This window comes from Variovorax sp. W2I14, assembly GCF_050435205.1.
Classification (GTDB): domain Bacteria; phylum Pseudomonadota; class Gammaproteobacteria; order Burkholderiales; family Burkholderiaceae_C; genus Variovorax; species Variovorax paradoxus_C.
Window position 1 is genome coordinate 1,809,311 of record NZ_JBNDJX010000001.1, and the last position, 25,840, is coordinate 1,835,150.

26 protein-coding genes and 1 tRNA gene are annotated in these 25,840 nt (G+C 66.4%); 18 read left to right on the forward strand and 9 right to left on the reverse strand.

Translation table 11 applies throughout. The features are described 5' to 3' along the window. Positions 1–14: 14 nt before the first annotated feature. The 10 genes from QF040_RS08390 to QF040_RS08435 all read left to right on the forward strand — a co-directional run bounded on the left by QF040_RS08390 (position 15) and on the right by QF040_RS08435 (position 12,222). Entirely contained in the window at positions 15–1,997 is a 1,983-nt protein-coding gene (locus QF040_RS08390) for an AAA family ATPase (protein WP_429610654.1), read from the forward strand. Positions 1,998–2,037: 40 nt separating this feature from the next. Continuing rightward, the gene (argA, locus tag QF040_RS08395; RefSeq protein ID WP_013541239.1) at positions 2,038–3,384 is read left to right on the forward strand and encodes an amino-acid N-acetyltransferase; all 1,347 of its coding nucleotides are present in this window, start codon (positions 2,038–2,040) and stop codon (positions 3,382–3,384) included. 25 nt (positions 3,385–3,409) lie between these two features. Then, positions 3,410–4,048 (forward strand): LysE family translocator, encoded by a 639-nt coding sequence (locus QF040_RS08400; protein WP_429610655.1) that lies wholly within the window; start codon positions 3,410–3,412, stop codon positions 4,046–4,048. A gap of 100 nt (positions 4,049–4,148) precedes the next feature. Then, positions 4,149–5,360 (forward strand): succinyldiaminopimelate transaminase, encoded by a 1,212-nt coding sequence (gene dapC, locus QF040_RS08405; protein ID WP_429610656.1) that lies wholly within the window; start codon positions 4,149–4,151, stop codon positions 5,358–5,360. A gap of 60 nt (positions 5,361–5,420) precedes the next feature. Next, complete coding sequence (gene dapD / locus QF040_RS08410; RefSeq protein ID WP_429610657.1) at positions 5,421–6,254, forward strand: 2,3,4,5-tetrahydropyridine-2,6-dicarboxylate N-succinyltransferase; 834 nt, start codon at positions 5,421–5,423, stop codon at positions 6,252–6,254. 50 nt (positions 6,255–6,304) lie between these two features. Then, positions 6,305–7,453 carry a PilT/PilU family type 4a pilus ATPase gene (locus tag QF040_RS08415; RefSeq protein WP_013541234.1) on the forward strand — a complete coding sequence of 383 codons (1,149 nt, stop codon included), beginning with the start codon at positions 6,305–6,307 and terminating at the stop codon, positions 7,451–7,453. 15 nt (positions 7,454–7,468) lie between these two features. Beyond that, positions 7,469–8,644 carry a succinyl-diaminopimelate desuccinylase gene (gene dapE / locus QF040_RS08420; RefSeq protein WP_429610659.1) on the forward strand — a complete coding sequence of 392 codons (1,176 nt, stop codon included), beginning with the start codon at positions 7,469–7,471 and terminating at the stop codon, positions 8,642–8,644. Further along, positions 8,641–9,519 (forward strand): 50S ribosomal protein L3 N(5)-glutamine methyltransferase, encoded by an 879-nt coding sequence (gene prmB, locus QF040_RS08425; RefSeq protein WP_429610660.1) that lies wholly within the window; start codon positions 8,641–8,643, stop codon positions 9,517–9,519. Before dapE ends, prmB begins: the two co-directional genes overlap by 4 nt. 170 nt (positions 9,520–9,689) lie before the next feature. Further along, positions 9,690–11,660, forward strand: coding sequence for an ABC-F family ATP-binding cassette domain-containing protein (locus tag QF040_RS08430; RefSeq protein WP_429610661.1), 1,971 nt, complete (start codon positions 9,690–9,692; stop codon positions 11,658–11,660). A gap of 52 nt (positions 11,661–11,712) precedes the next feature. Then, entirely contained in the window at positions 11,713–12,222 is a 510-nt protein-coding gene (locus QF040_RS08435; protein ID WP_307650578.1) for a hypothetical protein, read from the forward strand. A gap of 181 nt (positions 12,223–12,403) precedes the next feature. On the opposite strand, the gene QF040_RS08440 is transcribed toward QF040_RS08435, so the two are convergent. After that, on the reverse strand, positions 12,404–12,646 hold the full coding sequence (locus QF040_RS08440; RefSeq protein ID WP_306879224.1) for an XRE family transcriptional regulator: 243 nt from the start codon (positions 12,644–12,646) through the stop codon (positions 12,404–12,406). Between the two features lie 68 nt (positions 12,647–12,714). On the opposite strand from QF040_RS08440, the gene QF040_RS08445 reads away from it, so the two are divergent. Next, entirely contained in the window at positions 12,715–13,425 is a 711-nt protein-coding gene (locus QF040_RS08445; RefSeq protein ID WP_429610662.1) for a helix-turn-helix domain-containing protein, read from the forward strand. A 315-nt stretch (positions 13,426–13,740) separates the two neighbouring features. Here the strand turns inward: QF040_RS08445 and QF040_RS08450 are convergent, their stop codons facing one another. Beyond that, positions 13,741–14,301 (reverse strand): fasciclin domain-containing protein, encoded by a 561-nt coding sequence (locus QF040_RS08450; protein ID WP_429610663.1) that lies wholly within the window; start codon positions 14,299–14,301, stop codon positions 13,741–13,743. On the opposite strand from QF040_RS08450, the gene QF040_RS08455 reads away from it, so the two are divergent. From QF040_RS08455 to QF040_RS08465, 3 genes are read left to right on the forward strand one after another with little or no spacing between them, the layout of a single operon-like run. Then, entirely contained in the window at positions 14,300–14,485 is a 186-nt protein-coding gene (locus QF040_RS08455; protein ID WP_429610664.1) for a hypothetical protein, read from the forward strand. The genes QF040_RS08450 and QF040_RS08455 overlap by 2 nt on opposite strands. Beyond that, a complete protein-coding gene (locus tag QF040_RS08460; RefSeq protein ID WP_429610665.1) occupies positions 14,485–15,156 on the forward strand; it encodes a TetR/AcrR family transcriptional regulator in 672 nt (223 codons plus the stop codon). Before QF040_RS08455 ends, QF040_RS08460 begins: the two co-directional genes overlap by 1 nt. Next, on the forward strand, positions 15,153–16,391 hold the full coding sequence (locus QF040_RS08465) for a glycosyltransferase (RefSeq protein WP_429610666.1): 1,239 nt from the start codon (positions 15,153–15,155) through the stop codon (positions 16,389–16,391). The genes QF040_RS08460 and QF040_RS08465 overlap by 4 nt, the downstream gene beginning before the upstream one ends. A gap of 44 nt (positions 16,392–16,435) precedes the next feature. On the opposite strand, the gene QF040_RS08470 is transcribed toward QF040_RS08465, so the two are convergent. After that, positions 16,436–16,756 (reverse strand): hypothetical protein, encoded by a 321-nt coding sequence (locus tag QF040_RS08470; RefSeq protein WP_429610667.1) that lies wholly within the window; start codon positions 16,754–16,756, stop codon positions 16,436–16,438. 552 nt (positions 16,757–17,308) lie between these two features. Between QF040_RS08470 and QF040_RS08475 the strand changes: the two genes are divergently transcribed. Next, entirely contained in the window at positions 17,309–17,689 is a 381-nt protein-coding gene (locus QF040_RS08475; RefSeq protein WP_429610668.1) for a hypothetical protein, read from the forward strand. Positions 17,690–17,778: 89 nt separating this feature from the next. On the opposite strand, the gene QF040_RS08480 is transcribed toward QF040_RS08475, so the two are convergent. After that, a complete protein-coding gene (locus QF040_RS08480; RefSeq protein ID WP_429610669.1) occupies positions 17,779–17,940 on the reverse strand; it encodes a hypothetical protein in 162 nt (53 codons plus the stop codon). A gap of 127 nt (positions 17,941–18,067) precedes the next feature. Here QF040_RS08480 and QF040_RS08485 point away from each other — a divergent pair, with 127 nt between their 5' ends. Both QF040_RS08485 and QF040_RS08490 read left to right on the forward strand, forming a co-directional pair. Next, a complete protein-coding gene (locus QF040_RS08485) occupies positions 18,068–18,394 on the forward strand; it encodes a hypothetical protein (protein WP_429610670.1) in 327 nt (108 codons plus the stop codon). Next, a complete protein-coding gene (locus tag QF040_RS08490; protein WP_429610671.1) occupies positions 18,394–20,112 on the forward strand; it encodes a RecQ family ATP-dependent DNA helicase in 1,719 nt (572 codons plus the stop codon). Before QF040_RS08485 ends, QF040_RS08490 begins: the two co-directional genes overlap by 1 nt. A 171-nt stretch (positions 20,113–20,283) precedes the next feature. On the opposite strand, the gene QF040_RS08495 is transcribed toward QF040_RS08490, so the two are convergent. From QF040_RS08495 to tolB, 5 genes are all read right to left on the reverse strand, one after another. Then, positions 20,284–20,359, reverse strand: a tRNA-Lys gene (locus QF040_RS08495). A 48-nt stretch (positions 20,360–20,407) separates the two neighbouring features. Further along, positions 20,408–21,253 carry a tRNA threonylcarbamoyladenosine dehydratase gene (locus QF040_RS08500; protein WP_429610672.1) on the reverse strand — a complete coding sequence of 282 codons (846 nt, stop codon included), beginning with the start codon at positions 21,251–21,253 and terminating at the stop codon, positions 20,408–20,410. A gap of 19 nt (positions 21,254–21,272) precedes the next feature. After that, entirely contained in the window at positions 21,273–22,022 is a 750-nt protein-coding gene (gene ybgF, locus QF040_RS08505) for a tol-pal system protein YbgF (RefSeq protein WP_429610673.1), read from the reverse strand. Beyond that, positions 22,022–22,540 (reverse strand): peptidoglycan-associated lipoprotein Pal, encoded by a 519-nt coding sequence (gene pal, locus QF040_RS08510; RefSeq protein WP_429610674.1) that lies wholly within the window; start codon positions 22,538–22,540, stop codon positions 22,022–22,024. The genes ybgF and pal overlap by 1 nt, the downstream gene beginning before the upstream one ends. A 24-nt stretch (positions 22,541–22,564) precedes the next feature. After that, positions 22,565–23,791 carry a Tol-Pal system beta propeller repeat protein TolB gene (tolB, locus tag QF040_RS08515; protein ID WP_307604406.1) on the reverse strand — a complete coding sequence of 409 codons (1,227 nt, stop codon included), beginning with the start codon at positions 23,789–23,791 and terminating at the stop codon, positions 22,565–22,567. A gap of 253 nt (positions 23,792–24,044) precedes the next feature. Here tolB and msbA point away from each other — a divergent pair, with 253 nt between their 5' ends. After that, complete coding sequence (gene msbA / locus QF040_RS08520; RefSeq protein ID WP_429610675.1) at positions 24,045–25,829, forward strand: lipid A export permease/ATP-binding protein MsbA; 1,785 nt, start codon at positions 24,045–24,047, stop codon at positions 25,827–25,829. Positions 25,830–25,840: the final 11 nt, after the last annotated feature.

The window sequence follows — 25,840 nt, forward strand, 5'->3', positions numbered from 1 at the left end:
AAAGAAATCATTCCATGTCCACCGACATCCATTCCGAACTGCATGCCGAGCTCGCCGAGCGCACGAAGCACCTGCAGACCGTCGCCCGATCGCTGAAGGAAGAACTCTTCGGCATCGACGACATCATCGATCGCGTGATCGAATCGCTGCGCGCCTGGTATGTGCTGCCGCAGCTCATCAGCCGCCCGGTCATCGTGTGTCTCTGGGGCCTGACCGGCACCGGCAAGACGCAGCTGGTGCGCAAGCTCGCCCAGCACCTGGGCTTCTACGACCGCTTCATCGAAGTGCAGATGGACGGCTTCAGCCACGGCTCCGGCCACCACAGCCGCGGCTCCATCTCGGCCATGCTGGCCGAGTCGGGCATCGTCGAGGGCACGCCGGGCATCCTGGTGCTCGACGAGTTCCAGCGCTTTCGCACAGTGGACGGCAACGGCCACGACGCCAAGGTCGAGCGCTACCAGGACGTGTGGGCGCTGCTGTCCGACGGGCGCCTGCCGCCGGCGCTCTCGATGCTCGGCGAGATCGAGTCCTCGCTCGCGTACGCCGAGTACGAGCAGGATCGCGACGGCCCCGCCGACAAGAAGAAGCTCAAGAAGCGCAAGCTGCACCTCTCGCCCTGGGAGGCGCGCGAGGTCAAGCGCTGCCTGAAGCTGCCCGAGACCCTGCTGCAGATCATGGCGTGGAAGCCCGCCGAGGTGCATGCGCGCCTGCGCGCCTTCCGAGACACGCAACAGAACTGGGAAACCGACTACAGCAAGCTGCTGGTGTTCGTCTCGGGCAACCTGGACGAGATGTACGCCGAGACCGCCCAGCGCGTCGAGGACTGCGACACCGACGCCGACATCTTCCATGCGCTCACAAAGAAGCTCTCGGTCATCGACGTGAAGAAGGCGCTCGCCAATCGCTTCCGTCCCGAGCAGATCGCGCGCCTGGGCAACAACCATGTGATCTACCCGTCGTTCAACCGTGCGACCTACGTGCAGCTGATCCTGTCGATCTGCGACCGCTATGTGAGCGAGATCCAGGAGAGCTCCGGCGTGCGCTTCGTGCTCGACGCGGGCGTGTACGAGCAGATCTACGCCAACGCCGTGTTCCCGGCGCAGGGCACGCGCCCGCTGTTCTCCTCGATCCACGCAATCCTGAGCGCGACGCTGGTCAACGCCGCGCTGTGGGCGCTGGAGCGCGGCGCGGACGGCGCTGAACCGGTGTGGCTCTCGCTGGACGCTACCGTGCCGTGCATCGTGGCGAAGTACCGCAAGGCACGCCGCCAGTTCCCGGTCACGCTCGAGCTCAATCGACTGAAGCAGCGCTCGAGCGAGGACTTCCGCGCCCTGCTTGCTGTGCACGAGGCGGGCCACGGCGTGGTCTACGGCGTGCTCTTCGGCCGCGCGCCGCAGGAGATCAAGATCAACGTGGCCTCGTTCGAGGGCGGCTACAACAGCTACGAGCAGCGCAAGGCCTGGTCGAAGGAGAACCTGCGCGACCGCATCTGCGTGAGCCTCGCGGGCCGCGCCGCCGAGCAGATGGTGTTCGGCGGCGAGGCCTGCACCTCGGGCGCCTCGCAGGACTTCATGCAGGCCACGGCCAATGCCGCGCAGTACGTGCGCCACTACGCCTTCGGCTCGCGCTTCAGCCGCACCGACATCGCGAACGACGCCAACGACGACCTGAACACCGACGTCGAGGCGACGAACCCCGAGATCGAGGCGCTGCTCATGCAGGAGCACGCACGCGCGCTGGCGGTGCTCGAAGCGCACACGGCCGCGCTGATGGCGGTGGTCGATGCGCTCATGCGCGAAGGATCGATCGCGCCCGCCGAACTGGCCGCCCTGCTCGACCTGCCAGCCATCCCGGCGGGCGAGTCGACCGACGCCTATGCGGCGCTGCTTGCGACCTTCCGCGCCCGCAAGGCGGATGTGCTGCAGCCGGCGGCCGACGAAGGCCGCGGCGCGGGTCCGCCCGCGGTCGCGGCCCGCGTGCTGCGCGCATTGGCCTGAGCCGTACGAAATGCCTTCCAAGAATGCACAATCACGCCCCATGTCCACCGTCTTCAATTTCACCTTCGTGCCCTGGTTCCGCTCGGTCGCGCCCTACATCCACACGCACCGCGGTAAGACTTTCGTGGTGGCCCTCGCCGGCGAGGCGATTGCGGCCGGCAAGCTGCAGAACATCGCGCAAGACCTGGCGCTGATCCAGAGCATGGGCGTGAAGATCGTGCTGGTGCACGGCTTCCGTCCGCAGGTCAACGAGCAGTTGGCGGCCAAGGGCCACGAGGCGCAGTACTCGCATGGCATCCGCATCACCGATGCGGTGGCGCTCGACTCGGCCCAGGAAGCCGCCGGCCAGTTGCGCTACGAGATCGAAGCGGCCTTCAGCCAAGGCCTGCCGAACACCCCGATGGCCGGCTCGACAGTGCGGGTGATCTCGGGCAACTTCATCACCGCGCGCCCCGTGGGCGTGGTCGATGGCGTGGACTTCAAGCATTCGGGCCTCGTGCGCAAGGTCGATGCGTCCGGCATCCGGCGCACGCTCGATTTCGGCGCGATGGTGCTCATGTCGCCCTTCGGCTTCTCGCCCACCGGCGAGGCCTTCAACCTCACGATGGAAGAAGTCGCCACCAGCGTGGCCATCTCGATCCAGGCCGACAAGCTGATCTTCCTGACCGAGATTCCGGGCATCCGCATCGACAGCGAGCTGCCCGAGAGCGAGGACAACCCGATCGACACCGAACTGCCGCTGGACGCCGCCGAGAAGCTGCTCGCTTCCCTTCCCCCCGCGCAGAAACCCACCGACACCGCGTTCTATCTGCAGCATTGCGTGAAAGCCTGCAAGGCCGGCGTGGAGCGCAACCACATCCTGCCGTTCGCGCTCGACGGCTCGCTGCTGCTGGAGATCTATGTGCACGACGGCGTCGGCACCATGGTGATCGACGAAAAGCTTGAGAGCCTGCGCGAAGCCACGGTGGACGACATCGGCGGCATCCTGCAACTGATCGAGCCCTTCGAGCGCGACGGCACGCTGGTCAAGCGCGATCGCACCGAGATCGAGCGCGACGTGGGCCACTACACGGTGATCGAGCACGATGGCGTGATCTTCGGCTGCGCGGCGCTGTACCCGTATCCCGAGGCGAAGACGGCCGAGATGGCGGCGCTGACCGTCTCGCCGCTATCGCAGTCGCAGGGCGACGGCGAACGCATCCTCAAGCGCATCGAGCACCGCGCCAAGTCGATGGGCCTGGAAAGCATTTTCGTGCTCACCACGCGCACCATGCACTGGTTCTTGAAGCGCGGCTTCCAGCAGGTCAACCCCGACTGGCTGCCCGAGGCCCGCAAGCGCAAGTACAACTGGGACCGCAAGAGCATGGTCCTGGTCAAGAAGATCTGAAGAACACCCAGACGGAGACACCCCGATGACGCTCGCCACCGCCCTGCTGTTCGCCATCGTGGCCTTCGCCGCCATCGCCACGCCCGGCCCCACCGTTTTGCTGGCGCTCAGCAACGGCTCGCGCCACGGCGTTCGGCGCGCGCTGCCGGGGATGTTCGGCGCCGTGCTGTCCGACTTCGTGCTGGTCGGTGCCGTCGCGCTTGGGCTCGGCGCGCTGCTGGCGGCGTCGGAGTTCTGGTTCTCGATGCTCAAGTGGGTCGGCGCGGCCTACCTGGCCTGGCTCGGGCTGCGCATGCTGCGCTCCAAGGGCGGCTTCCAGTTGCCGGATGCGGACGCCGCGGCCACGGTCACGGCGGGCGAAAGCCGGCGCATCTTCTTCAAGTCTTTTCTCGTGGCGGTGACCAACCCCAAGGGCTACATCTTCTGCTCGGCCCTGCTGCCGCAGTTCATCGACCCGACGGCCGCGCAGGCGCCGCAGTACCTCATCATTGCGCTGATCTTCGCGGGCCTGGACACGCTGGTGATGCTGGCCTACGCCTTCGTCGGCGCCCGCGCGATCCGGCTCCTGACGATCTCGGCCACGCGCTGGATCGACCGCGCCTGCGGCGGCATGCTGCTGGCGCTGGCGGGTTCGCTCGCCTTCTACCGGCGCAGCGCGACCTGACATCCGCCCGGACCGTCGGTGCGGCAGGTGGGCCGCCGGATAGCGACACCTGTCACCGTTTCACCAAGCGCGGTAACAGGTGTCACCGATAATCCCGGGCATGAATCCCTTGCTTTCCAGGTTGCAGCCGTACCCCTTCGAGCGGCTGAAGCAACTGTTCGCGGGCGTCACGCCCGTTCCCGAATACGCACCCATCAGCCTCGGCATCGGCGAACCCAAGCACGCGACGCCAGACTTCATCAAGGAAGCCCTGACCGCCAGCCTCGGTGCCCTGGCCGCCTACCCCGCTACCGCCGGCGACCTGAAACTGCGCACCGCCTTCACCGACTGGCTCCAGACCCGCTACAGCCTCGTGCTAGATCCGGCCACGCAGGTGTTGCCGGTCAACGGTTCGCGCGAGGCGCTGTTCTCGCTGGCGCAAACGGTGATCGATGCCACCGTCTCGCCGCAGCCGGTGGTGCTGTCGCCCAATCCGTTCTATCAAATCTACGAGGGCGCAGCCCTGCTCTCGGGCGCCGAGCCGTACTACGTGCCGAGCATGGCGTCGCGCAATTTCGCGGTCGATTGGGACAGCGTGCCGGAAGACATCTGGGCCCGCACCCAGCTTGTGTTCGTCTGCTCGCCGGGCAACCCGACCGGCGCCGTCATGCCGCTGGATGAATGGCAGAAGCTCTTCGCCCTGTCGGACCGCCATGGCTTCGTGATCGCGGCCGACGAGTGCTACAGCGAAATCTACTTCCGCGAGGAGCCCCCGCTCAGCGGCCTCGAAGCGTCGGTGAAGCTGGGCCGGCCCGACTTCCAGAACCTGATCGCCCTCACCTCGCTTTCGAAGCGCAGCAACGTGCCGGGCCTTCGCAGCGGCTTCGTGGCAGGCGATGCGGCCATCATCAAGAAGTTCTTGCTCTACCGCACCTACCACGGGAGCGCCATGAGCGGCACCGTGGCCGCCGCCAGCATCGCGGCCTGGGGCGACGAGGCGCATGTGGTCGAGAACCGCGCCAAGTACCGCGCCAAGTTCGCCGCGGTCACGCCGCTGCTCGAACCCGTGCTCGACGTGCGCCTGCCCGACGCCAGTTTCTACCTCTGGGCGGGCGTGCCCGAAGTGTGGGCTGGCGACGACGAAGCCTTCGCCCGTGCGCTCTACGCTCAATACAATGTCACGGTTCTGCCGGGGAGCTATCTGGCGCGAAACACCACGCACAGCGCCAACCCCGGCCGGGGCCGCATCCGCATGGCCCTGGTGGCCGAAACGGCCGAGTGCGTGGAAGCCGCCGAACGCATCGTCCGTTTCGTGCAGGACGGCCGGCCCTGACCCGCTGACGCACCGCTTCCCACGGCTCCTGGCCCCGATTTTTCACCCGAGACTCTCTCCATGACCCAGCAACTGCAACAAATCATCGACGCCGCGTGGGAAGACCGCGCCAACATCTCGCCCTCCGCCGCCCCCGCCGAAGTGCGCGACGCCGTCGAGAGCGTGATCACCGAACTCAACAACGGCAAGCTGCGCGTTGCCACCCGCGAAAGCGTCGGCAAGTGGACCGTGCACCAGTGGATCAAGAAGGCCGTGCTGCTGTCGTTCCGCCTGAAGGACAACGAGCAGATGCAGGCCGGCTCGCTCGGTTTCTTCGACAAGGTGCCGACCAAGTTCTCGCACCTATCGGCCGCCGAACTCAAGGAATCGGGCGTGCGCATCGTGCCGCCGGCCGTGGCCCGCCGCGGCAGCTACATCGCCAAGGGCGCGATCCTGATGCCTTCTTACGTGAACATCGGCGCCTATGTGGGCGAAGGCACCATGGTCGACACCTGGGCCACCGTGGGTTCGTGCGCGCAGATCGGCGCCAACGTGCACCTGTCGGGCGGCGTTGGCATCGGCGGCGTGCTCGAGCCGCTGCAGGCCGGCCCGACCATCATCGAAGACAACTGCTTCATCGGCGCCCGCTCCGAAGTGGTCGAAGGCGTGGTGATCGAAGAAAACTCGGTGCTCGGCATGGGCGTGTACATCGGCCAGAGCACCCCGATCTTCAACCGCGACACCGGCGAGACCTTCTTCGGCCGCGTGCCGGCCGGCAGTGTGGTCATCAGCGGCAACCTGCCCAAGAAGACCAAGTCGGGCCAGGACTACAGCACCTACGCCGCGATCATCGTCAAGACGGTCGATGCGCAAACGCGCTCCAAGACCAGCCTGAACGACCTGCTGCGCGACTGATCCCCTGCTTTTGTCCCGTTAGAAAACAACAGACCCGAGGAGAGAGACCGATGAACATGATGGAGCGAATTCTTCGTTTGATGGCCGAGCGCAAGGCCTCCGACATCTACCTCTCGGCTCACTCCCCGGTGATGATCCGCATCAACGGCATCTGCGTGCCGATCAATGCGCAGGTATTGCCCGCGACGGCGCCGCTCGCGCTGCTGTCCGAGGTGGTGCCCGAAGCCCGCATCCAGGAGCTGGAGAACACGGGCGAACTGAACATGGCCGTCGCCCTCGAAGGCGCCGGCAACTACCGCATCAGCGCCATGCGCCAGCGCGGCACCTATGCGGTGGTGGTGCGGCACATCGCCTCGGTCATCCCGAGCTTTGCCGACCTGAACCTGCCCGACATCCTGAAGACGCTGATCATGGACAAGCGCGGGCTGATCCTGATGGTCGGCGCGACCGGCGCGGGCAAGACGACCACGCTCGCCTCGATGCTGGACTACCGCAACGAGAACGCCAGCGGCCACATCCTCACGGTGGAGGAGCCGATCGAGTTCACCTACACCAACAAGAAATCGCTGGTGAACCAGCGCGACGTGGGCAGCGACACCACCTCGCTGCACGTCGCGCTCAAGAACGCGCTGCGCCAGGCGCCCGACGTGATCCAGATCGGCGAAATCCGCGACCGCGAGACCATGACGGCCGCCATCGCCTATGCGCAATCGGGCCACCTGTGCGTGGCCACGCTGCATGCCAACAACAGCTACCGCGCGCTGAACCGCATCCTGAGCTTCTTCCCGGTGGAAGTGCGCCCCACGCTGCTGGGCGACCTGGGCGGCGCGCTGCGCGCCATCGTGTCGCAGCGGCTGCTGCGCACGCCGGCCGGCGCGCGCGTGCCGGCGCTCGAAGTCATGCTGAACACCGCGCTGGTGGCCGACCTGATCGAAAAGGGCGACTTCTCCGCGGTGAAGGAAGCCATGCAGCAGTCGATGGCTGAAGGCTCGCAGACCTTCGAGGAAGACATCGCCCGCCTCATCATCGAGGAGCGCGTGACGCGCGAAGAGGGCCTGGCCCATTCCGACTCGCCCACCAACCTGCTGTGGCGCCTGCAGAACCGCGCTGCGCCGAAGCAGCAGGTCGACGACCGCCACCTGACCGACCAAGTCGACGAACCGACTTTCACCGACATCACGCTCGACGTGAAGTTCTGAACCAAGCCTTTCCCGATGTCCCGCACGCTCCAGCTCGCCGAACAACTCATCTCGCGCCCCTCGGTCACCCCTGACGACGCGGGCTGCCAACAGATCCTCGGCGAACGGCTGGCGCAGCTGGGCTTTGCACTCGAAACCATCGAGAGCGGGCCGGCCGACTTCCGCGTGACCAACCTCTGGGCGGTGCGCCGCCCGGCCAACGCCGCCGGCAGCAAGACGCTGGTGTTCGCCGGCCACACCGACGTGGTGCCCACCGGCCCCGTCGAGCAATGGACCAGCCACCCGTTCACGCCCACGCACCGCGACGGCAAGCTGTACGGCCGCGGCGCCTGCGACATGAAGACCTCGGTGGCGGCGTTCGTCGTGTCCATCGAAGAATTCCTGCAAGGCACGCCCGACCCGAAGCTCACGCTGGCCCTGTTGCTCACGAGCGATGAAGAAGGCCCCGGCGTCGACGGCACCGTCATCGTCTGCAACACGCTGGCCGCCCGCGGCGAGGTCATCGACTACTGCATCGTCGGCGAGCCCACGGCCGTGGAGCGCTGCGGCGACATGATCAAGAACGGCCGCCGCGGCACCATGAGCGGCAAGCTCACGGTCAAGGGCGTGCAAGGGCACATCGCCTACCCGCACCTGGCAAAAAATCCGGTGCATTCGGTGGCGCCCGCGCTGGCCGAACTGGTGGCCATCAACACCGCCGGCGGCTGGGACGCGGGCAACGGCTATTTCCAGCCGACCAGCTGGCAGATCAGCAATTTCCATTCGGGCACGGGCGCGAGCAATGTGATTCCCGGAAATGCGGTGATCGACTTCAACTTCCGCTTCTCGACCGAATCGACGCCCGAATCGCTGCAGCAGCGCGTGCATGCGGTGCTCGATGCGCACGGCGTCGACTACACGCTCGCCTGGACGGTCGGCGGCCTGCCCTTCTTGACCACGCCCGGCGAGCTCGTCACTTCGGTGCAGGCGGCCATTGCGGATGAGACCGGCATCGCGACCGAACTCTCGACCAGCGGCGGCACGAGCGATGCGCGCTTCATCGCCAAGATCTGCAAGCAGGTGGTCGAGGTCGGCCCGGTCAACGCCAGCATCCACAAGATCGACGAGCACATCGACGTGGCCGAGATCGAGACGCTGAAGAACATCTACAAGCGCACGCTGGAACGGCTCGAAGCCTCGCTCGCTCGATGAGCACGGTCATCGAACTCATCGAGGCCGGCGCGAAGCGGCTGGAAGAAGCCGGTGTCGCCTTCGGGCATGGCACGGCCAATGCCTTCGACGAAGCCGCATGGCTGGTGCTGTGGCGCCTGAAGCTGCCGCTGGACGACATCGACGCGGTGGCTGACACCGCTGTCTCGCCGGCCGATGCCGGAAAGGTTGCGGCGCTGCTCGACGAACGCATCGCCACGCGCAAACCCGCCGCCTACCTCACCAAGGAAGCCTGGCTGCAGGGCGTGCCCTTCTATGTGGACGAGCGCGCCATCGTGCCGCGCAGCTTCATCGCCGAACTGATCGCCGACGGCAGCATCGACTACTGGCTTGGCCCGCACACCCAGCGCGTTCTCGACCTGTGCACCGGCAACGGCAGCCTGGCCGTGCTCGCGGCGCTGACGTACCCGGACGTGACGGTGGACGCCGCCGACCTGTCCGTCGAGGCGCTGGAAGTCGCGGCCATCAATGTCACCCGGCACGAACTCGATGCGCGCGTGAAGCTGGTCGAGTCCGATGGCCTGGCAAACCTCCCCGGCCCGTACGACCTGGTGCTCTGCAACCCGCCCTATGTGAACAGCGCCAGCATGGCCGCCCTGCCCGCCGAGTACCTGGCGGAGCCCGAACTGGCCCTGGCCGGCGGCACGGACGGCATGGACTTCATCCGCCAGCTCTTTGCCGACGCGCCTTCCCGCATGAGCGAGCAGGCGGTGCTGGTGCTGGAAATCGGCAACGAGCGCGACTACTTCGAGGCGGCATTCCCGCAGCTCGAAGTGGTGTGGCTCGAAACCTCGGCGGGCGAGGACCAGGTCCTGCTCGTGACCCGGGCGGCCCTCGCGTCGCTCTCCCCGCCATGACGGTGCTGGCCGGCGCAGGCGTGCGTTAGCTGCGCCCGCCCAAGCTCCTTTCCGCCGATTTGTCGCAGCGCTGGCTGCGGTCCCCCTTCATCGGGTGATGTTCCCTTTTGCCCCTTCGCGCCAGGACGCCCCGGGCCGGACGGGATAATCGCCCCTACGGTTCCTATTTCATGATTACTCTCAAAAACGTCATTCTTCGCCGCAGCGCCAAGAAACTGCTCGACGGCGCCACCGTCACCATCAACCCCGGTGAAAAGGTCGGTCTCGTCGGGCGCAACGGCGCTGGCAAGTCGACGCTGTTCGCGCTCTTCAACGGCTCGCTGCACGAAGACGGCGGCGACTTCTACGTGCCCAAGCAGTGGCGCATGGCCCAGGTGGCGCAGGACATGCCCGAAACCGAGGAGTCGGCCACCGACTTCGTGGTGGGCGGCGACACCCGCCTGGCCGAGCTGCGCGCCACGCTCGCAGCCATCGAGGCCGCCTACGCCGAGAACCCCGACGACGCCGACATCGGCATGGAACTGGCCCACGCCTACACCGACCTGGCCGATGCCGGCGAGCACGACGCCGTGCCGCGCGCGCAGGCGTTGATCCTGGGTCTGGGCTTCAAGTCGCACGAACTCGACGGTCCGGTCAACAGCTTCTCGGGCGGCTGGCGCATGCGCCTGCAACTGGCCCGCGCGCTGATGTGTCCGAGCGACCTGCTGCTGCTCGACGAACCCACCAACCACTTGGACCTGGATGCGCTCGTCTGGCTCGAAGCCTGGCTGCAGAAGTATCCCGGCACCATGATCGTCATCAGCCACGACCGCGAGTTCCTCGACGCCGTGACCGACGTCACCCTGCACATCGCCAACGCCCAGCTCACGCGCTACGGCGGCAACTACAGCAAGTTCGAGGACATGCGCGCGCTGCAGATGGAGCAGCAGCAGGTCGCGTTCTCCAAGCAGCAGGACAAGATCGCCCACCTGCAGAAGTTCATCGACCGCTTCAAGGCCAAGGCCAGCAAGGCCAAGCAGGCGCAGAGCCGGGTCAAGGCGCTGGAGCGCATGGAGCGGGTTGCGCCGCTGCTGGCCGAGGCCGACTTCACCTTCGAATTCAAGGAGCCGGGCAACATTCCCAACCCGATGCTGTCGATTGCCAATGCGAGCTTCGGCTACGAGATCGAGGACGAAGCGCCCAAGACCATCCTGCGCGGCGTGAGCCGCTCGGTGCTGGCGGGCCAGCGCATCGGCATCCTGGGCGCGAACGGCCAGGGCAAGTCGACGCTGGTAAAGACCATCGCGCGCGAAATGGGCGCGCTGGCCGGCGAAGTCACCGAGGGCAAGGGCCTGAACATCGGCTACTTCGCGCAGCAGGAACTGGACGTGCTGCGCCCGCAGGACAACCCGCTGGAGCACATGGTGCGCATGGCCCGCGAGCTGGGCAGCGCGGTGAAGGAAAGCACCGGCGAGCAGGCGCTGCGCGGGTTCCTGGGCAGCTTCAATTTCAGCGGCGACATGGTCAAGCAGCCCGTGGGCACCATGAGCGGCGGCGAAAAAGCCCGCCTCGTGCTCGCGATGATGGTCTGGCAGCGCCCCAACCTCTTGCTGCTGGACGAGCCCACCAACCACCTGGACCTCGCCACCCGCGAAGCCCTGGCCGTGGCGCTCAACGAGTTCGAAGGCACGCTGATGCTGGTGAGCCACGACCGTGCGCTGCTGCGCTCGGTGTGCGACGAGTTCTGGCTCGTGGGCCGCGGTGTCGTTGCCGACTTCGACGGTGACCTGGATGACTATCAGCGCTACTTGCTGGACGAAGCCAAGCGCCTGCGCGAAGAGGCCAAGATCGCTGTGCGCGAGGCGGAGAGCGCGGTGGCTGCTGCGGCCGCCGCAGCCGTCGCGGCCAAGCCCAGCGCGCAGGAGCGCCAGCAGCGCAGCGACCAGGCCAAGCCGATCAAGCGCGAAATTGCCCAGATCGATGAACGCCTGGCCGCGGCCGGCGTCGAACGGTCTGCGCTGGAAGCCCGCTTGGCCGAGCCGATCGCACCGGCCGAACTCGCCGACGCAGGCAAGCGGCTGAAGGCCCTGAACGAAGAAATCGCCAAGCTCGAGGAGCGCTGGCTGGCCCTCTCGGACCAGCTGGAGGCCCTGGCAGCCTGACCTGAACCCGCCGGCACTCTTGCCGGCACCGCCCATCAAGGAGAGACGCCGCATGCCGTCCGCGATCGAACTGGCCCATGGTGACGAAAAAATCATCGCGGCCATCCACCGCAGCCGGAAGCTGATCGGCCGCAAGGCCCTGATGGCGGCGGCCGCCAGCGCGATTCCGCTGCCCGGCATCGACTGGGCGGCCGATGCGGCCCTGCTCTCGCGGCTGGTGCCGCAGATCAGCGCGGAGTTCGGGCTCTCGGTCACCCAGGTCGAAAAGCTCGCGCCGCACCAGCGCGAGCGCATCCAGAAGGCCGCCACCACCGTGGGCGCGCTGCTGGTCGGCCGGCTCGTGACGCGCGACCTGCTGATCAAGCTGGCCAAGCACGCCGGCGTGCGCCTGACGGCCAAGCAGGCCACCAAGTACGTGCCGATCGCGGGGCAGATCGTGTCGGCGGCGCTCGGCTACGCGGCCCTGCGCGCACTGGGCGAGCAGCACATCAAGGACTGCGTGCGCGTCAGCGCCACTCTCGGTCTAGCGCCTCCCGCACAGCACGTGCCCGTTGGCGCCTAGCGCCGTCCAGCAGCACGATCGCGGCCCAGGCCGCCCCCGACAGCCCGAACGCCGCCATGCCGGTCACCGCCGGGATGCCTTTTAAGACCCCGTAGAACAGCGCCGCCGTGGACAGCAGCGCCACCAACGCGCACAGTGCGCCGTCGAGCCACAAGCCCGGCGATGAAGGACGGCGCACCGCTCATTCATTGACGCGGGGCCAGTGAAACGAAGCCGGGGCCGGCGCCACCGCAGCAGCGGCCTGCACCTTCACCTGGTGTTCGTAGGCGGTCAACAGCGCCACGTAGTGGCGCGACATCACGTCGCGCACCCTCCCGAGGCCGATCTTGCTGACCGTGGGTTGTGGGATCCCGGTGCGTTCCTGGATCTGCTTTTGCGTGAGGCCCATGGCCCGCAACGCATGCACCAACTCGCGTGGCTTCATTGAAAATACTCCCTGCTTTATATTTTGAATTCTAGAGGTAATATTCATTCAGGCTTAAATGGCCTGCTATGGAGACTATTGCCAAACGTGCAAAGGCGGCACGCGAATACGCCAAACTGACCCAGAAGCAGGCCGAAGTCGTCTCAGGCGTGAAACAGGCAAGCATCTCGAAGATCGAGCGCGGGGCGACGATCCGCACCGGAGGCCTGCTGGCCCTGGCCCGCGCCTACCGGGCCGATCCCAACTGGCTGGACACCGGCGACGGCCCGGCGCCGTGGGACCCCATCCAGATCCGCCAGGCGCAGCACCAAGCCAACGAGCCCGCCGCCATCTACCGGGTGGTGCGCGTACCGCCGGAACTGCCGTACTTCAAGCCCGGAACGCCGGACACGGTGCCGCTCATTTCCTGGTCGCAGGCCGCCAACTGGGAAATCGCGGGCAAGCACACGACCGACCGCTGGATTCCCTGCATCGCCCACCACAGCCCCGAGAAGACCTATGCGCTGCGGGTGGAGGGCGACAGCATGGCCGCGGCCAGCGGCGAGCTCAAGAGCTATCCCGAAGGCTCGATCATCTTCGTGGACACCAACCTCAAGACCCCCGCCGACGGCGAGCGGGTCATTGCTCTGATCACCGAGGGCGGCAAGCTCACGTTCAAGGAATTCAAGGAGCAGGACGGTCCGCGATGGCTGCTGCCGCTCAACCCGAAGCACGAGCCGATCCGCACCGCATTCGTCGTGCTCGGCACGGTCATCGGCAAGTGGGAAGACGAGGATTGATTGCGGACCGAGTTAGCGCGGAATGAGGACCGGGCGAGAGTGCGAACAGGTCAGGTGGCTTTCAGTTTCGGAACGCATAGTTGGGTCTCTCCCGTGGCCTGCATCCTCTCTGATCCTCCCTCCTCCAGCAGGTCACCTTCAAGCCCGCCTTCGTGCGGGCTTTTTTTTTAAAGCACTGTTGCTCGCCCCCAGGCTGCGCGCACTTCGTGTCGCTTCTCCCACCCCCTACCGGGGGCAACACCTGCGGCCTGGCGAAGCCAGTTCCGCGGTGTTCGCTGGAAGAAGACAGAGACAGGGGGCGGGTCCGGCTTGGCCTTACTTGGGCAAGAGCACCTTGTCGACCACGTGGATCACGCCGTTCGACTGGTAGACGTTCGGGATCGTGACGGTGGCGGTGCCGCCCTTCTCGTCGGTGAGCGTGATCTTGCCGCCCTTGCTCTTGGCGACGAGCGTGCCGCCGGCCACGGTCTTCAGTTCGGCGGAACCCTTGCCGGCCTTGATCTCTTTCTTGAGCGCGGCCGCATCGAGCTTGCCCGACACCACGTGGTAGGTGAGCACGCCGGTCAACGCATCCTTGCTCTCGGGCTTGAGGAGCGTGTCGACGGTGCCCGCCGGCAGCTTCGCGAAGGCCGCGTTGGTCGGCGCGAACACGGTGAACGGACCCGGGCCCTTGAGCGTGTCAACCAGGCCCGCCGCCTTGACGGCCGCAACCAGCGTGGTGTGGTCCTTGGAATTGACTGCGTTGTCGATGATGTCCTTGGTGGGCAGCATCGGCGCGCCGCCGACCATGACGCTGGCCGCCATCGCCGAATAGGCTCCGGCGGAAAGCGCGACGGCGAGGGTGACGGCAGCGAGGCGATGAAGTTTGCTCTGCATGAAGGTGCTCCTGTTGTGTGACGGGCACGCCGCGAAATGCGCGACGGCTGCCTTCAATACGGGGCGTTTCGCGCAACAGATTCGTTTCCCTCGAAAAAGAAACACCGCCAGTGAAGCGGCCATGGGCACTGAAAATAGCCGTCGTATAAACTTGAACGACGTCCAATTTCAGGAGGCGCCTTGATGATTGCCATCGAACCCCCGGGCCGCCGCGAGCGGCGGCGAATGCAAACGCTCGACCATGTGGCGGTCACCGCCATGCAGCTCTTCGAATCCAACGGCTACACCGCAACGACGATGGAGCAGATCGCGCTGCAGGCCGACGTGGCCAAGGGCACGCTCTACAACCACTTCTCCACCAAGGAAGCGATCCTCGCGCACTGGGTGCACCTGGAGCTGGCGGCCGACACGGAGCGCCTTCGCGGCCTGGTGGCCGCGGCGGGCCGCTTCGAACCGCGCCTGAAGCGCCTGCTCGACGAATCCGCCGTCTGGTCCGAACGTCACCGCGACTACCTGCTCGACTACTTCCGGTTCCGCTTCCTGAACATCGAGGACGAACTCGCCGCGGGCAATCCCGACCACCGTCCGCGCGATCTTGCGGGCCTCTTCGCGCTGCTGATCGTGCAGGCGCAAGAGAGCGGCGAACTGCGCACCGACGTGTCGGCCGAACACCTCGCCTCGCTGCTGCACCACATGTATTTCGGCGCGCTGATGCGCTGGCTCACACTGCCGGGGCTGAACCTTCGCAAGGAGTTCGCGGTGGTCGTCGACCTCTTCGTGCATGGCGCGCAAGAGGCAGCAGATGCTCCAGACGCTCAAGACGCCGCCAGGCCGCCCCGGAGGAAACGCGCATGAAGATCGCCGTGGTCACCTATGGCACCGAGGGCGACGCACGCCCGCTCGCCGCCCTGTGCCGCGCGCTGGACGATGCGGGCCACGCATCGGTCTTGCTCGCCGATGCCTCGACGCTGGAGACGGCGCAGAAGCTGCAAGTGAAGACCCAGGCACTGGCGGGCGACATCCAGGGCGCGCTCGGCACGCACGGCGCCATTGCCAACGTCGTGGCGCAGAGCGATCGACCCGGCGCAGCCGCCCAGGCGCTCGCCGCGATCGCCAATACCAATGCCAACTCATGGCTCCGGCAGACCGTTGAAACGGCAGAGGGCTGCGACCTCATCGTGGCGTCCGGGCTGGCCGCCTTCACCGGACTTTCGGCGGCTGATGCGCTCGGCGTGCCGGTCATCGGCGCCGGCATGTTCCCGCTCACGCCGACCCGCGATTTCGCCTCCCCTTTCCTGCCACCTTCGCGTGTTCCCCGCTTTCTCAACCGCCTGAGCCATCACTTCGTGAACGCAATGCTCTGGCGAGCTTTCAGGCCGGCCGTGAACGCCGCCCGTGCAGAGGTGTGCGGCCTGCCGGCGCGCCAGCGCATGTGGTCCGACCATCCGATGCTCTACGGCTTTTCACGTCACCTCGTGCCGCGCCCCGGCGACTGGCCCGCGAACGCGAGCGTCTGCGGCCAATGGATTCCGCCTGCCGCCGACTGGCAGCCTCCGGCTGCGCTGAACGCATTTCTCGTGGCCGGCGAGGCGCCCCTCTACATCGGCTTCGGCAGCATGACCGGCTTCGATGCCGCCCGGCTGCGCGAGATCGTGGTGACGGCCGTTGCAGGCCGCCGTGCCGTGCTCAATCCAGGTTGGAGCGGCATCGATGCCGCAAACCTGCCCGCCAACTTTCACGTGGTGGGCAACACACCGCACGACTGGCTCTTTCCCCGCATGGCACTGGTGGTGCATCACGGCGGATCGGGCACCACGCATTCAGCGGCTCGCGCGGGCGTGCCTTCGGTGGTGGTCCCGTTTGCGGGCGATCAGTTCTTCTGGGCCGACAGGCTCGCGCGAGCGGGCGTGGCCGACAGCGCGGTGGCAGGCAACCGCCTCACGGCGGAAGACCTGGCGCGCGGCATCGCTTTCGCCGGCCGACCCGAGGCGCGCGAAAAGGCGCGAGCGCTCGGCGAACGGATGCGTGCGGAAGATGGGCTGGCTTGCGCCGTGGAAGCCATCGAGCGGATGGTGAAAAAATCGGTCTGACCGCGCGCCGGACGGCACTTGAAACACGCCGCCCGCAGCCGTCCTCAGAACCGGAACGAGCCCAGCGTCCGCAAGTGCGCGCGCAATTCCGAGCGTGGCGTCTTCTTCGCATAGGCCAGCGCCAGGATCAGGCCCACGCCCGTCGCGGCCGCGCCGGCGAGCACCACCGGGTTCAAGAGGAAGCGCCCGATGCGCGAGCGCTGCCGTTCGCCGCTCTCCCCCTCGCCAGAAGCCGCCCGCTCCAGCGGTGTGACCGCGCGCAAGGCGCTCGGGTTCTCTTCGCTTTCGAGAATGCCTTGGGAAATCTCCAGCGGCGTCAGTTCTTCTGCGATCGGGCCCGAAAGCCGGGTGTCGTGGGCGCTCATGCGAAAGCCTTTCCTTGTAGGTTGATCTCACCGCCGAGCTTGGCCCGCGAACCCGCCGGCCTTGCTCAGCGGGTGGCGGACGTTCGCGTAGGCCGAAGGCGCGCGCTCGTCCCAACACCAGCACCAGCACCAGCACCAGCACCAGCACCAGCACCAGCACCAGCAGCAGCAGCAGCAGCAAATGACCTCAGGGTTGGGGCTGCTGGAAGTTCTTCGACCAGAACACCCGCTGCACGCCCACCGTCGGGTCGAACAGGTTCGTGAGGCTGTCCAGCGTGATGTCGCGATGCCGATGCGCCCGAGCGACTGGCGCACGAAGTCCGCCGCGCGCCGCTCCTGAAACGGGTTGCAGAGCACGCGCAGCTTCAGCCGCGTTCCGCTCGCACCGCGCGTGAAGCCGGCCGCATCGAGCGCCGCCTTGGCCGCCTTCGGATTGAACGGGTACGGCTGGATGCTCGCGTCACGACCATCCGCTGATGAGTGATGGGGTGGAGGCGAATTTCGCGGACGCCTATATTCGGTGAGCCGTTTTTCCCCTCTCCCGGAACCCAGATGCCATTGAATGCCCACGAACTGAAGCAGCTCGCCGAAACCGCCGAACAATCCGCCGAACCCGTTTGCGGGTGCTGGCTGCACCGGACGCAGGCCTGGGAGAGCTTCACCGAGGACCGCTGGCCCGCCGACCTGATGGAGCGTTTGGGCACGCTGCGCGCCGACGATATCGACGAGCCGACCTTTGAAGAATTCCATCCGCACGGCACGCGCTACGACGCGGTGGACGCGCCGATCTCGGTCGCGCACTTTCCCTTCAATCGCTGCGACGTGTTCCGGTGCACCGCCTGCGCGCGGCTGGTGCTGCGGTACACCGAGTTCGGCGGCTACTACGTCGATCACCGGGCGCGGCGTGTGGATGCGGCGCTGGTGAGCGTCTAAGCATCAATTCGCGGTCTAGCTCCCTGTCCCGCGAGCGGGAGAGCGGACAAGACTGGCTCAGCGTGAGCTCCTCTCTTACTCCCGCAAGCTCAAGCAGCAAGCGCCTCAGGGTCCGAGAAGAAGCTGCGCTCGATCTGGCGGATCGACTCGCAGTCGGCCAGCAGCCGGTCGAACTTCGCATCGAACAGGCCGACCATGCCGAGCGCGGTGAGCAGGTCGGTGGTCACGTTCAGGCGGTCGCCTGTTTTCATCCCGCGGGAAAACTTCCTACAGCGCAAGCCAAGCATGGCCGATGAAGGATGACGGCCCGACGAAGGAAACCTGCAGCCTGGGCTTTGAAGTTCACCCAGCAACAGAAACACGAGGAATCCCGACACCATGGCGACCAGCAGCATCCTGGGCGGCGAACGCGCACCCATCGAACCCAAGGGTACCGACGAAGACAGCCTCGGTCCCTCCGACTCCAGCGACAGCGGCAGCGATGCCGCAGGCACGGGCAATCGCGCGGCGGCCGAGGCCGGGCTCGAGGAGCCGACCGATTCGGACATCCTCCCCGACCGCGTCGGCGTGATCCCGGATGCGGCGCATGAAGTGGACACGGCCGCCGAAGATCCGGAAGCGGCCCGCGTCGAGGACCTTGCCGAGGAGAACGAAGACCACGAAGACCGCGAAGACAACGAAGACGGCGAGCCCGAGAACGCCTGATGCCCGCCGGCAAATCGCCAAGGGAAAAGCCGCCCGCGCGCCGCGTGGACCAGGCCTTGCGCGATGTCTTCGGCCACAAGCGTCTGCGCGCCGGCCAGGCGGACGTGATCGAGCGCGTGCTGGCTGGCCTGTCCACGCTCGCGGTGATGCCCACGGGCGCCGGCAAGTCGCTCTGCTACCAGTTGCCCGCTGTACTGCTCGAAGGCCAGACCGTCGTGGTCTCCCCACTCATCGCGTTGATGAAAGACCAGTGCGACAGGCTGCGGGCGCTCGGCATTCGCGCCGTGCAGGTCAACAGTTCGCTCGGTGCCGAGGAGCTGGCGCAATCGGAAGCCGACATCGCCGCCGGGAGCGCGCGGATCGTGTTGACGACGCCCGAGCGGTTGTCCGATCCGGATTTCCTGCGGCGCCTGGCTGCGCATCCTGTGGCGCTGGTCGCGGTCGACGAGGCGCATTGCATCTCGCAATGGGGCCACGACTTCCGGCCCGCATTCCTGGAGATCGGCCCCGCCATCCGGGCCTTGGGCAGTCCGACCGTGCTCGCGCTGACGGCGACCGCGGGCGACGACGTGGCCGCCGATGTGATGAAGCACCTGGACATCCCGCGCTCGGGGCTGGTCGATACCGGCGCCTACCGCGCCAACCTGCGCTTTGCCGTCGAACAGCTCGCCAATGAAAAGGAGCGCTTGCGCCGCACGGTCGAATTCGTGCGCGAAACGCCGGGCAGCGGCATTGTCTACGCCGCCACGGTGAAGGCCGCCGAGCATGCGTTCGATGCGCTGAAGGTGCGCGATGAATCGGTGGCGCTCTATCACGGCAAGCTCGGGGCGCGCGAGCGCGGCGCCGCGCAGGAGGCCTTCATGGCGGGCGAGGTGCGCGTCATGGTTGCCACCAACGCCTTCGGCATGGGCATCGACAAGCCCGACATCCGCTTCGTTCTGCACTGCCAGATGCCGGCGAGCCTGCATGCCTATTACCAGGAGGCCGGACGCGCTGGACGCGATGGAAAAGAGGCGCGCTGCCTGCTCCTGTTCCATGCCAAGGACCGCACGGTGCAGCAGTTCTTTCTGGCCGGAAAGTATCCGCAGCTGGAGGATCTGGACGCGATCTACCGGCAGTTGCTCGCCGAGCCGCCCGAGGCCGGTGGATGGACCGCCGCGCGCCTGCTCGACGCGCTGGGCCGGCCACGCACCCGAATGCAGTCGGGCATCGCGGTGCTGAAGCACGCGCAGGTGCTCCAGGCCGACCGGCGCGGACGACTGTCGGTGCGCCAGCGCGCGGCCGGCAAGGTCGACTTCTCCGCGGTGCTCGATGCCTACAAGACCCGGCGGCAGCAGGACCGTGAAACGCTCGAGCGCATGGTGTCGTACGCGCAGTCGGGCCAGTGCCGTTGGCAGTTGCTCCTGAGCGATCTCGATCAGGCGGCGAAACCCAAGCGCTGCGGCACGTGCGATAACTGCCGGCGCATCGCGGCCCATGAAAAAGAAATGGCGCAACCCATCTTCGTGGACGACGACGCGGGGCCTGCCGTGCGCACCCTGCCGGCTTTCGCTGCCCACGATCGGGTGCGTGTGCGGCGCTTCGGGCTGGGTGTGGTCATCGCTTCGGACGCGACGTCGATCACCGTCGGATTCGAGGACGGGACCCAACGCTGCTTCCATCCGGACTATGTGACCCGTCTGCGCCGCGCATCGGGCGCTGCCCGCGTGCACGGCTGATTGCCTTGGTACATGGCAGATGCCTGCCGCTCCACCAGCCCAGCATGCGCGCTGCAATGGGAGGTTGGGCCAATGCCTCAGCCAACCACGGATCGTGAGACAGATCGCGACAAGAGCGCGGGGCAAAGAAAAAGGGTTAGCCGGTATTTACCGGCTAACCCTCGAGATTGTTGGTAGGACGTACTGGATTCGAACCAGTGACCAACGGATTAAAAGTCCGCTGCTCTACCAACTGAGCTAACGTCCCGGAACCATTTTTTGCTTCTGCCGAAGTTGAATCCGGCAAAGCCAAAGATTATAGCGTGGCGTTGCTCGCGATTTTGTCGAGAACCCAACCTGCTGCACATTGTCCGAAGGTGGCCGTGACGCTCACGACCGATCCATAGCCATGGCAATTGAGCGAACCGTCGCCTTCTTCGATCGCGCAGGACGCATCGGGCGGCGCAACGCTCTCGCGGCTGAAGACGCAGGTCACGCCGATCTTCTTGCCTTCGCGCGGCGCGCCATGTTCTTTGCGCAGGCGCTGGCGAAGCTGGGCCAGCAGCGGATCGTGCGTGACGAGCGAAAGATCGTCGATGTCGACCTTGTGTGCCTGTCGTTTGCCGCCCGCCGCGCCCACCGTGATGAATGCGGCATCACGCGATGCGCGTGCCCATGCGGCCATGGTCAGCTTGGCCTTCACCTGGTCGCAGGCGTCGATGACTGCGGTGGCCGGGCCGTTCGCGGCCTGTGCGGCATCGAGCAAGGCCGTCCAGTTGCCGGGCTCCACGAACTCGTCGATCGCGAGCACCTTGCAGTCAGGATTGATCTGCGCGATGCGATCGCGCATGGCCTCGACCTTGGCCTGCCCCACGGTCGCTTCGAGTGCGTGGATCTGCCGGTTGATGTTCGACTCCGACACATGATCCAGATCGACCAGCGTCAGCCGCCCCACCCCGCTGCGCGCCAACGCCTCCACCGCCCACGAGCCCACGCCGCCGATGCCGGCGACGAGCACATGCGCGTTGCGGATGCGCGCGGCACCAGCAACCCCATAGAGCCGTTCGAGGCCGCCGAAGCGGCGCGCAAAGTCAGGCGCCGCGGTGTCGGTGAAGACATCCGCGGCGACCGGTGTGAACGCTGCAGGAAGGGTTGCGCTCAAGCGGAGTGCTCCGCTGGCTTCAGCGCAGGCGCGAGAGACGCTCGCGGCCGGCCTGTGCCGCTTCGGACTGCGGATAGGCCTTGGTCAGGTCTTCCAGCGTGCGGCGTGCCGAGCGCGTGTCCTTCAACTCGATCTGGCAGTTCGCGATCGACAGCACGGCCTCGGGTGCCTTGGCATGATCGGGCGCGAGCGAGAGCATCGAGCGGAAGTTCGCGATGGCCTCGTTGTAGTTGCGCGTGGCGTATTGCGCATTGCCGAGCCAGAACAGCGCCGAGGCGTTGTAGCCGCTCTGCGGGTAGCGTTTGACGAATTCGGCAAAGGCCGTTTGCGACTGCGCGAACTGACCGGCACGGAAGATGCCGAGTGCAGCTTCGAAGTCGGCCTTTTCCTTGGGATCGGCGTTGAACTCGCGGCCGTCGACCGTTACCTTGGACGGCTCGTTCTGCCTGAGCTTGTCATCGATGGTGGTCTGGCGCGACTGCATTTCGCTCAGCGTGCGCGTGAGCTGCTCGTTCTGTCCGGTCATGCGCGCCAGGTCGCCACGCATCTGCTCGATCTGGTTTTGCAGATCGAGCAGGCTGCGGCGCAACTGGCCGTTTTCGTCGGTCAGCCGCTGGTCGGTTTGCTGTCGCATGGCCTCGACGCGCTGGCGCAGGTCGAGGATGGCCTTGCGGGCCTCGTCATCCTCGAACAACGCAGCCTGCGAGCCCATCGAGACGCAAAGCAGGGCGGCAGCCAGCGCCGCGCCCCGCAACAGAGCGCGTGGCATCACCGGGTGTAGCGGATTTCAGCGCGGCGGTTCTGTGCCCACGCCTCTTCGCCGCCACCTTGAACGGCCGGCTTTTCCTTGCCGAAGCTCACGGCTTCGATCTGGCTGTCGTTCACGCCCAGCAGGGTCAGCGCACGGCGAACGGCTTCGGCGCGCTTCTGGCCGAGGGCCAGGTTGTACTCACGGCCACCGCGCTCATCGGTATGGCCTTCGATCGAGATGCGACGCTGCGGTGCGCTCTTCAGGAAGCGGGCGTGGCCGTCGATGATCGACTGGAACTCGGGCTTGACCGTGTAGCTGTCGTAGTCGAAGTACACGATGCGAGCCACGCCGACCGGCCCTTGTGCCGTGGCCGCGCTCTGGTCAGCGTTGACCGGGGTCACCGTGCTGGCGCCGCCGCCTTGCTGGCCCGCGGTGCCGCGGCCGTCGGTGACGGGCGTCTCGTTGAGCTTCGTGCCCGACGAGCAACCAGCGATGAGAGCCACGATGGCCAGCGAATAAATTGTGCGTTTCAACATTACGAACTCCTCAAATAAACCTAATCATTGCTTTTGAAACGGACCCCAGTCCGGTTCCCTGATGTCTCCCGCCTGTCCCGCCAGTCGTGCCTTTATTTTTCCGTCGAGCGTGGTCGTCATCAGCGCTTCGCGGCCTTGCAGGTGCGTTGCGTAGACGATCAGCTTGCTATTGGGGGCAAAACTCGGGCTCTCGTCGGCGTTGGTGTCGGTGATGGACGCCACATTGCCGGTCGCCAACTCCATCACCTGGAGTTTGAAGGCACCGCCAATGCGCGAGATGTAGGCCAACCACCGGCCATCGCCGCTGACGGACGGAGAAATGTTGTAGGTGCCACTGAAGGTGACGCGGGTCGGGTTGCCGCCGCTGGCACTCATCTTGTAGATCTGGGGAGCACCGCCGCGGTCGCTCACGAAGTAGATCGTGCTGCCGTCGGCCGAATACACCGGCTCGGTGTCGATGCTCGCGCTCTGGGTGAGCCGGCGCGGCTCGCCGCCGCTGGCAGGGATCGTGTAGAGCTGCGAGCCGCCGTCGCGGCTGAGCGTGACGGCGAGCGAGTTGCCGTCCGGCGCCCAAGCAGGCGCGCTGTTGGAGCCCTTGAAGTTCGCCAGCAGGCGGCGCTGGCCGCTGGCCACGTTGTGCACGTAGACCACGGGCTTGCGCGATTCGAAGGACACGTACGCCAGTTGCTGGCCGTTGGACGACCAGCACGGCGAGATGATCGGCTCGGGGCTCGCGAGTGCGGCCTGCGCGTTCTCGCCGTCGGCGTCGGCCACCCACAGCGAATAGCGGCTGCCGCCCTTGGTGACGTACGCGATGCGGGTCGAAAAGATGCCCTTTTCGCCGGTCAGCTTTTCATAGACAAAGTCGGCGATGCGGTGCGAGGCAAGGCGCAGGTCGCCTTGCGGCACGGTGTAGCTCTGGCCACCGAGGTCCTGGCCCTTGACCACGTCCCACAGGCGGAACTTCACATCGAAGCGTCCGTCCGCGAGGCGGGTGACGCTGCCCACCACCAGCGAGTCGGCTGTGCGTTGGCGCCACAGCGACAGGTCGGGGCGCGAGGCCTCGTCCAGCGCCTGGCCCGAGGCATCGACGCCGCGGAACTGGCCGCTGCGTTCCAGGTCGGCCTGGACGATGTCGGAGATCTTCTGCGGCGATGAATCCTGGCCCTTGAAGGGGACCAACGCGATCGGCAATTGCGTCAACCCGACGCCCGACACTTCGACCCGGAACTGGGCGAGCGCTGGAAGCATGGGGGTGGCAGCAAGGGCCGCAATGAGACTGCGGCGTGCAAATAGCGATGAAGAAGGAGTTGGGGTAGGAGCTGACAACGGCTTGTTCATGCGGTTCGGAGAGGTTTTCGGACAAAAAGTTTCGGTCCGACGCAAGGGGCCACATGTTACACACTGGCCCGGTGCTCCCGTCACAAAACGTTTATCCATCGGTTCGGTCCTACACGACTCCGGCAAAAAGCGAGCCTCGGGACGACCCGTAGAATCCGCCGCCATGCAAGCATCCCCTGGCAGCGAGACCCCGCGCCCTCCCCTGATGCGCCGCCTGGCGCGTCTCATGACCTGGTTCGGCAGCTCGCGCAAATGGTGGGCCGTGGGCCTCTGCGGGGCCATGCTGGCGGCTATCACCGAGCCGCTGATGGCCGCCCTTCTGAAGCCGCTGCTCGACCGCGGCTTCACCCGCGGCGAGATGCCGCTGTGGTTCGTGCCCGCCGCCGTGCTGCTGCTGTTCGCCGTGCGCGGCATCGCGCAATTCATTTCTCAATATGCCTTGTCGCGTATCGCCAATGAAGGCATGCAGAAGCTGCGCCGGGTGCTGTTCGAACGCCTGCTCGGCGCCGAGCTCGCCCTCTTCACGCGCCAGTCGGCGAGCGCGCTGTCGAACACAGTGGTGTACGAGGTACAGACGGGCGCGATGCTGCTGGTGCAGGCGCTGCTCGGGCTTTCGCGCGATGGCTTCACGCTCATCGCGCTTCTGGGCTATCTGGTCTATCTGAACTGGAAGCTGACGCTGATCGTCGCCTTCCTGGTGCCCAGCATCTCCTGGATCATGAAGGTGTTCTCCAAGCGCCTCTACAAGCTCACCCAGCAGGGCCAGCAGGCGACCGACGAGTTGGCCTACGTGGTTGAGGAGAACGTGCTCGCCCATCGCGTCGTGCGATTGCATGGCGCCGAGCAGGCCCAGGAGCGCCGCTTCGAACAACTGAGCCAGCGGCTCAACCGCCTGGCCGTGAAGTCCACCATCGCTCAGGCCGCGACCACGCCGCTCACGCAGATGATGGCCTCGCTCGCGCTGTCGATCGTCGTGATGATCGCCCTCTGGCAAAGCGGCAAGCAGGGCTTCACCGTGGGCGGATTCGTCGCCTACATCACCGCCATGCTGATGTTGATTGCGCCGATCCGGCGCCTCGCCGAAGTGGCCGGGCCGATCACGCGCGGGCTTGCTGCGCTGGAACGTGGCCTGATCCTGGTCGACGAGGTCGCGCCCGAATCGCAAGGCAGCTTCGAGATGGCGCACGCCGACGGCCACATCGAATTGCGCAACGTGCAGGTCAGCTACCGCGGCGACGATGAACAGCGCGCGCTCGACGGCGTGAGCCTGACCATCCAGCCTGGCCAGGTGGTGGCCTTCGTCGGACCTTCAGGCTCTGGCAAGACCACGCTGGTCAACCTGCTGCCGCGCTTCGTGCAGCCCAGCGGCGGGCAGGTGCTGCTCGATGGTCACGACACCAGCGAGTGGAAGCTCAAGAGCCTGCGCGCACAGTTCGCGATGGTGAGCCAGGACGTGGTCATGCTCAACGACACGCTGGCGGCCAATGTGGCGCTGGGCTCGGAGATCGATCGCGAGCGTGTCAACGAATGCCTGGTCGCCGCCAACCTGAGCGCCCATGTCGACAACCTGCCGCAGGGCATGGACACGGTGCTGGGCCACAACGCCACGCAGCTCTCCGGTGGCCAACGCCAGCGTCTCGCGATCGCGCGCGCTCTCTACAAGAACGCGCCCGTGCTGCTGCTCGACGAAGCCACCTCGGCGCTCGACACCGAATCGGAACGGCTGGTGCAGGACGCCCTGCATCGCCTGATGCAGAACCGCACCACGCTGATCGTGGCGCACCGGCTCTCGACCATCCAGCACGCCGACCGCATCATCGTCATGGAGCAAGGCCGCATCGCCGAGCAAGGCAGTCACGAGCAGTTGATGGCGCTCGACGGCCTTTATGCCCGCCTGCAGACGCTGGCCGTGCGCAGCGCCACGCCGGGGCAAGACCCGACGCTCTGAGCCGCCGCTCG

Coding starts and splice junctions, on each gene's coding strand:
- QF040_RS08460 (WP_429610665.1), top strand. CDS start 14,485: ATGATTGCCATCGAACCCCCGGGCCGCCGCGAGCGGCGGCGAATGCAA.
- QF040_RS08465 (WP_429610666.1), top strand. CDS start 15,153: ATGAAGATCGCCGTGGTCACCTATGGCACCGAGGGCGACGCACGCCCG.
- QF040_RS08490 (WP_429610671.1), top strand. CDS start 18,394: ATGCCCGCCGGCAAATCGCCAAGGGAAAAGCCGCCCGCGCGCCGCGTG.
- QF040_RS08485 (WP_429610670.1), top strand. CDS start 18,068: ATGGCGACCAGCAGCATCCTGGGCGGCGAACGCGCACCCATCGAACCC.
- dapE (WP_429610659.1), top strand. CDS start 7,469: ATGTCCCGCACGCTCCAGCTCGCCGAACAACTCATCTCGCGCCCCTCG.
- dapD (WP_429610657.1), top strand. CDS start 5,421: ATGACCCAGCAACTGCAACAAATCATCGACGCCGCGTGGGAAGACCGC.
- ybgF (WP_429610673.1), bottom strand. CDS start 22,022: ATGCCACGCGCTCTGTTGCGGGGCGCGGCGCTGGCTGCCGCCCTGCTT.
- QF040_RS08400 (WP_429610655.1), top strand. CDS start 3,410: ATGACGCTCGCCACCGCCCTGCTGTTCGCCATCGTGGCCTTCGCCGCC.
- QF040_RS08440 (WP_306879224.1), bottom strand. CDS start 12,646: ATGAAGCCACGCGAGTTGGTGCATGCGTTGCGGGCCATGGGCCTCACG.
- argA (WP_013541239.1), top strand. CDS start 2,038: ATGTCCACCGTCTTCAATTTCACCTTCGTGCCCTGGTTCCGCTCGGTC.
- QF040_RS08470 (WP_429610667.1), bottom strand. CDS start 16,756: ATGAGCGCCCACGACACCCGGCTTTCGGGCCCGATCGCAGAAGAACTG.
- QF040_RS08475 (WP_429610668.1), top strand. CDS start 17,309: ATGCCATTGAATGCCCACGAACTGAAGCAGCTCGCCGAAACCGCCGAA.
- tolB (WP_307604406.1), bottom strand. CDS start 23,791: ATGCTTCCAGCGCTCGCCCAGTTCCGGGTCGAAGTGTCGGGCGTCGGG.
- msbA (WP_429610675.1), top strand. CDS start 24,045: ATGCAAGCATCCCCTGGCAGCGAGACCCCGCGCCCTCCCCTGATGCGC.
- QF040_RS08445 (WP_429610662.1), top strand. CDS start 12,715: ATGGAGACTATTGCCAAACGTGCAAAGGCGGCACGCGAATACGCCAAA.
- QF040_RS08455 (WP_429610664.1), top strand. CDS start 14,300: ATGAAGGTGCTCCTGTTGTGTGACGGGCACGCCGCGAAATGCGCGACG.
- QF040_RS08415 (WP_013541234.1), top strand. CDS start 6,305: ATGAACATGATGGAGCGAATTCTTCGTTTGATGGCCGAGCGCAAGGCC.
- dapC (WP_429610656.1), top strand. CDS start 4,149: ATGAATCCCTTGCTTTCCAGGTTGCAGCCGTACCCCTTCGAGCGGCTG.
- QF040_RS08435 (WP_307650578.1), top strand. CDS start 11,713: ATGCCGTCCGCGATCGAACTGGCCCATGGTGACGAAAAAATCATCGCG.
- QF040_RS08450 (WP_429610663.1), bottom strand. CDS start 14,301: ATGCAGAGCAAACTTCATCGCCTCGCTGCCGTCACCCTCGCCGTCGCG.
- QF040_RS08390 (WP_429610654.1), top strand. CDS start 15: ATGTCCACCGACATCCATTCCGAACTGCATGCCGAGCTCGCCGAGCGC.
- prmB (WP_429610660.1), top strand. CDS start 8,641: ATGAGCACGGTCATCGAACTCATCGAGGCCGGCGCGAAGCGGCTGGAA.
- pal (WP_429610674.1), bottom strand. CDS start 22,540: ATGTTGAAACGCACAATTTATTCGCTGGCCATCGTGGCTCTCATCGCT.
- QF040_RS08430 (WP_429610661.1), top strand. CDS start 9,690: ATGATTACTCTCAAAAACGTCATTCTTCGCCGCAGCGCCAAGAAACTG.
- QF040_RS08480 (WP_429610669.1), bottom strand. CDS start 17,940: ATGAAAACAGGCGACCGCCTGAACGTGACCACCGACCTGCTCACCGCG.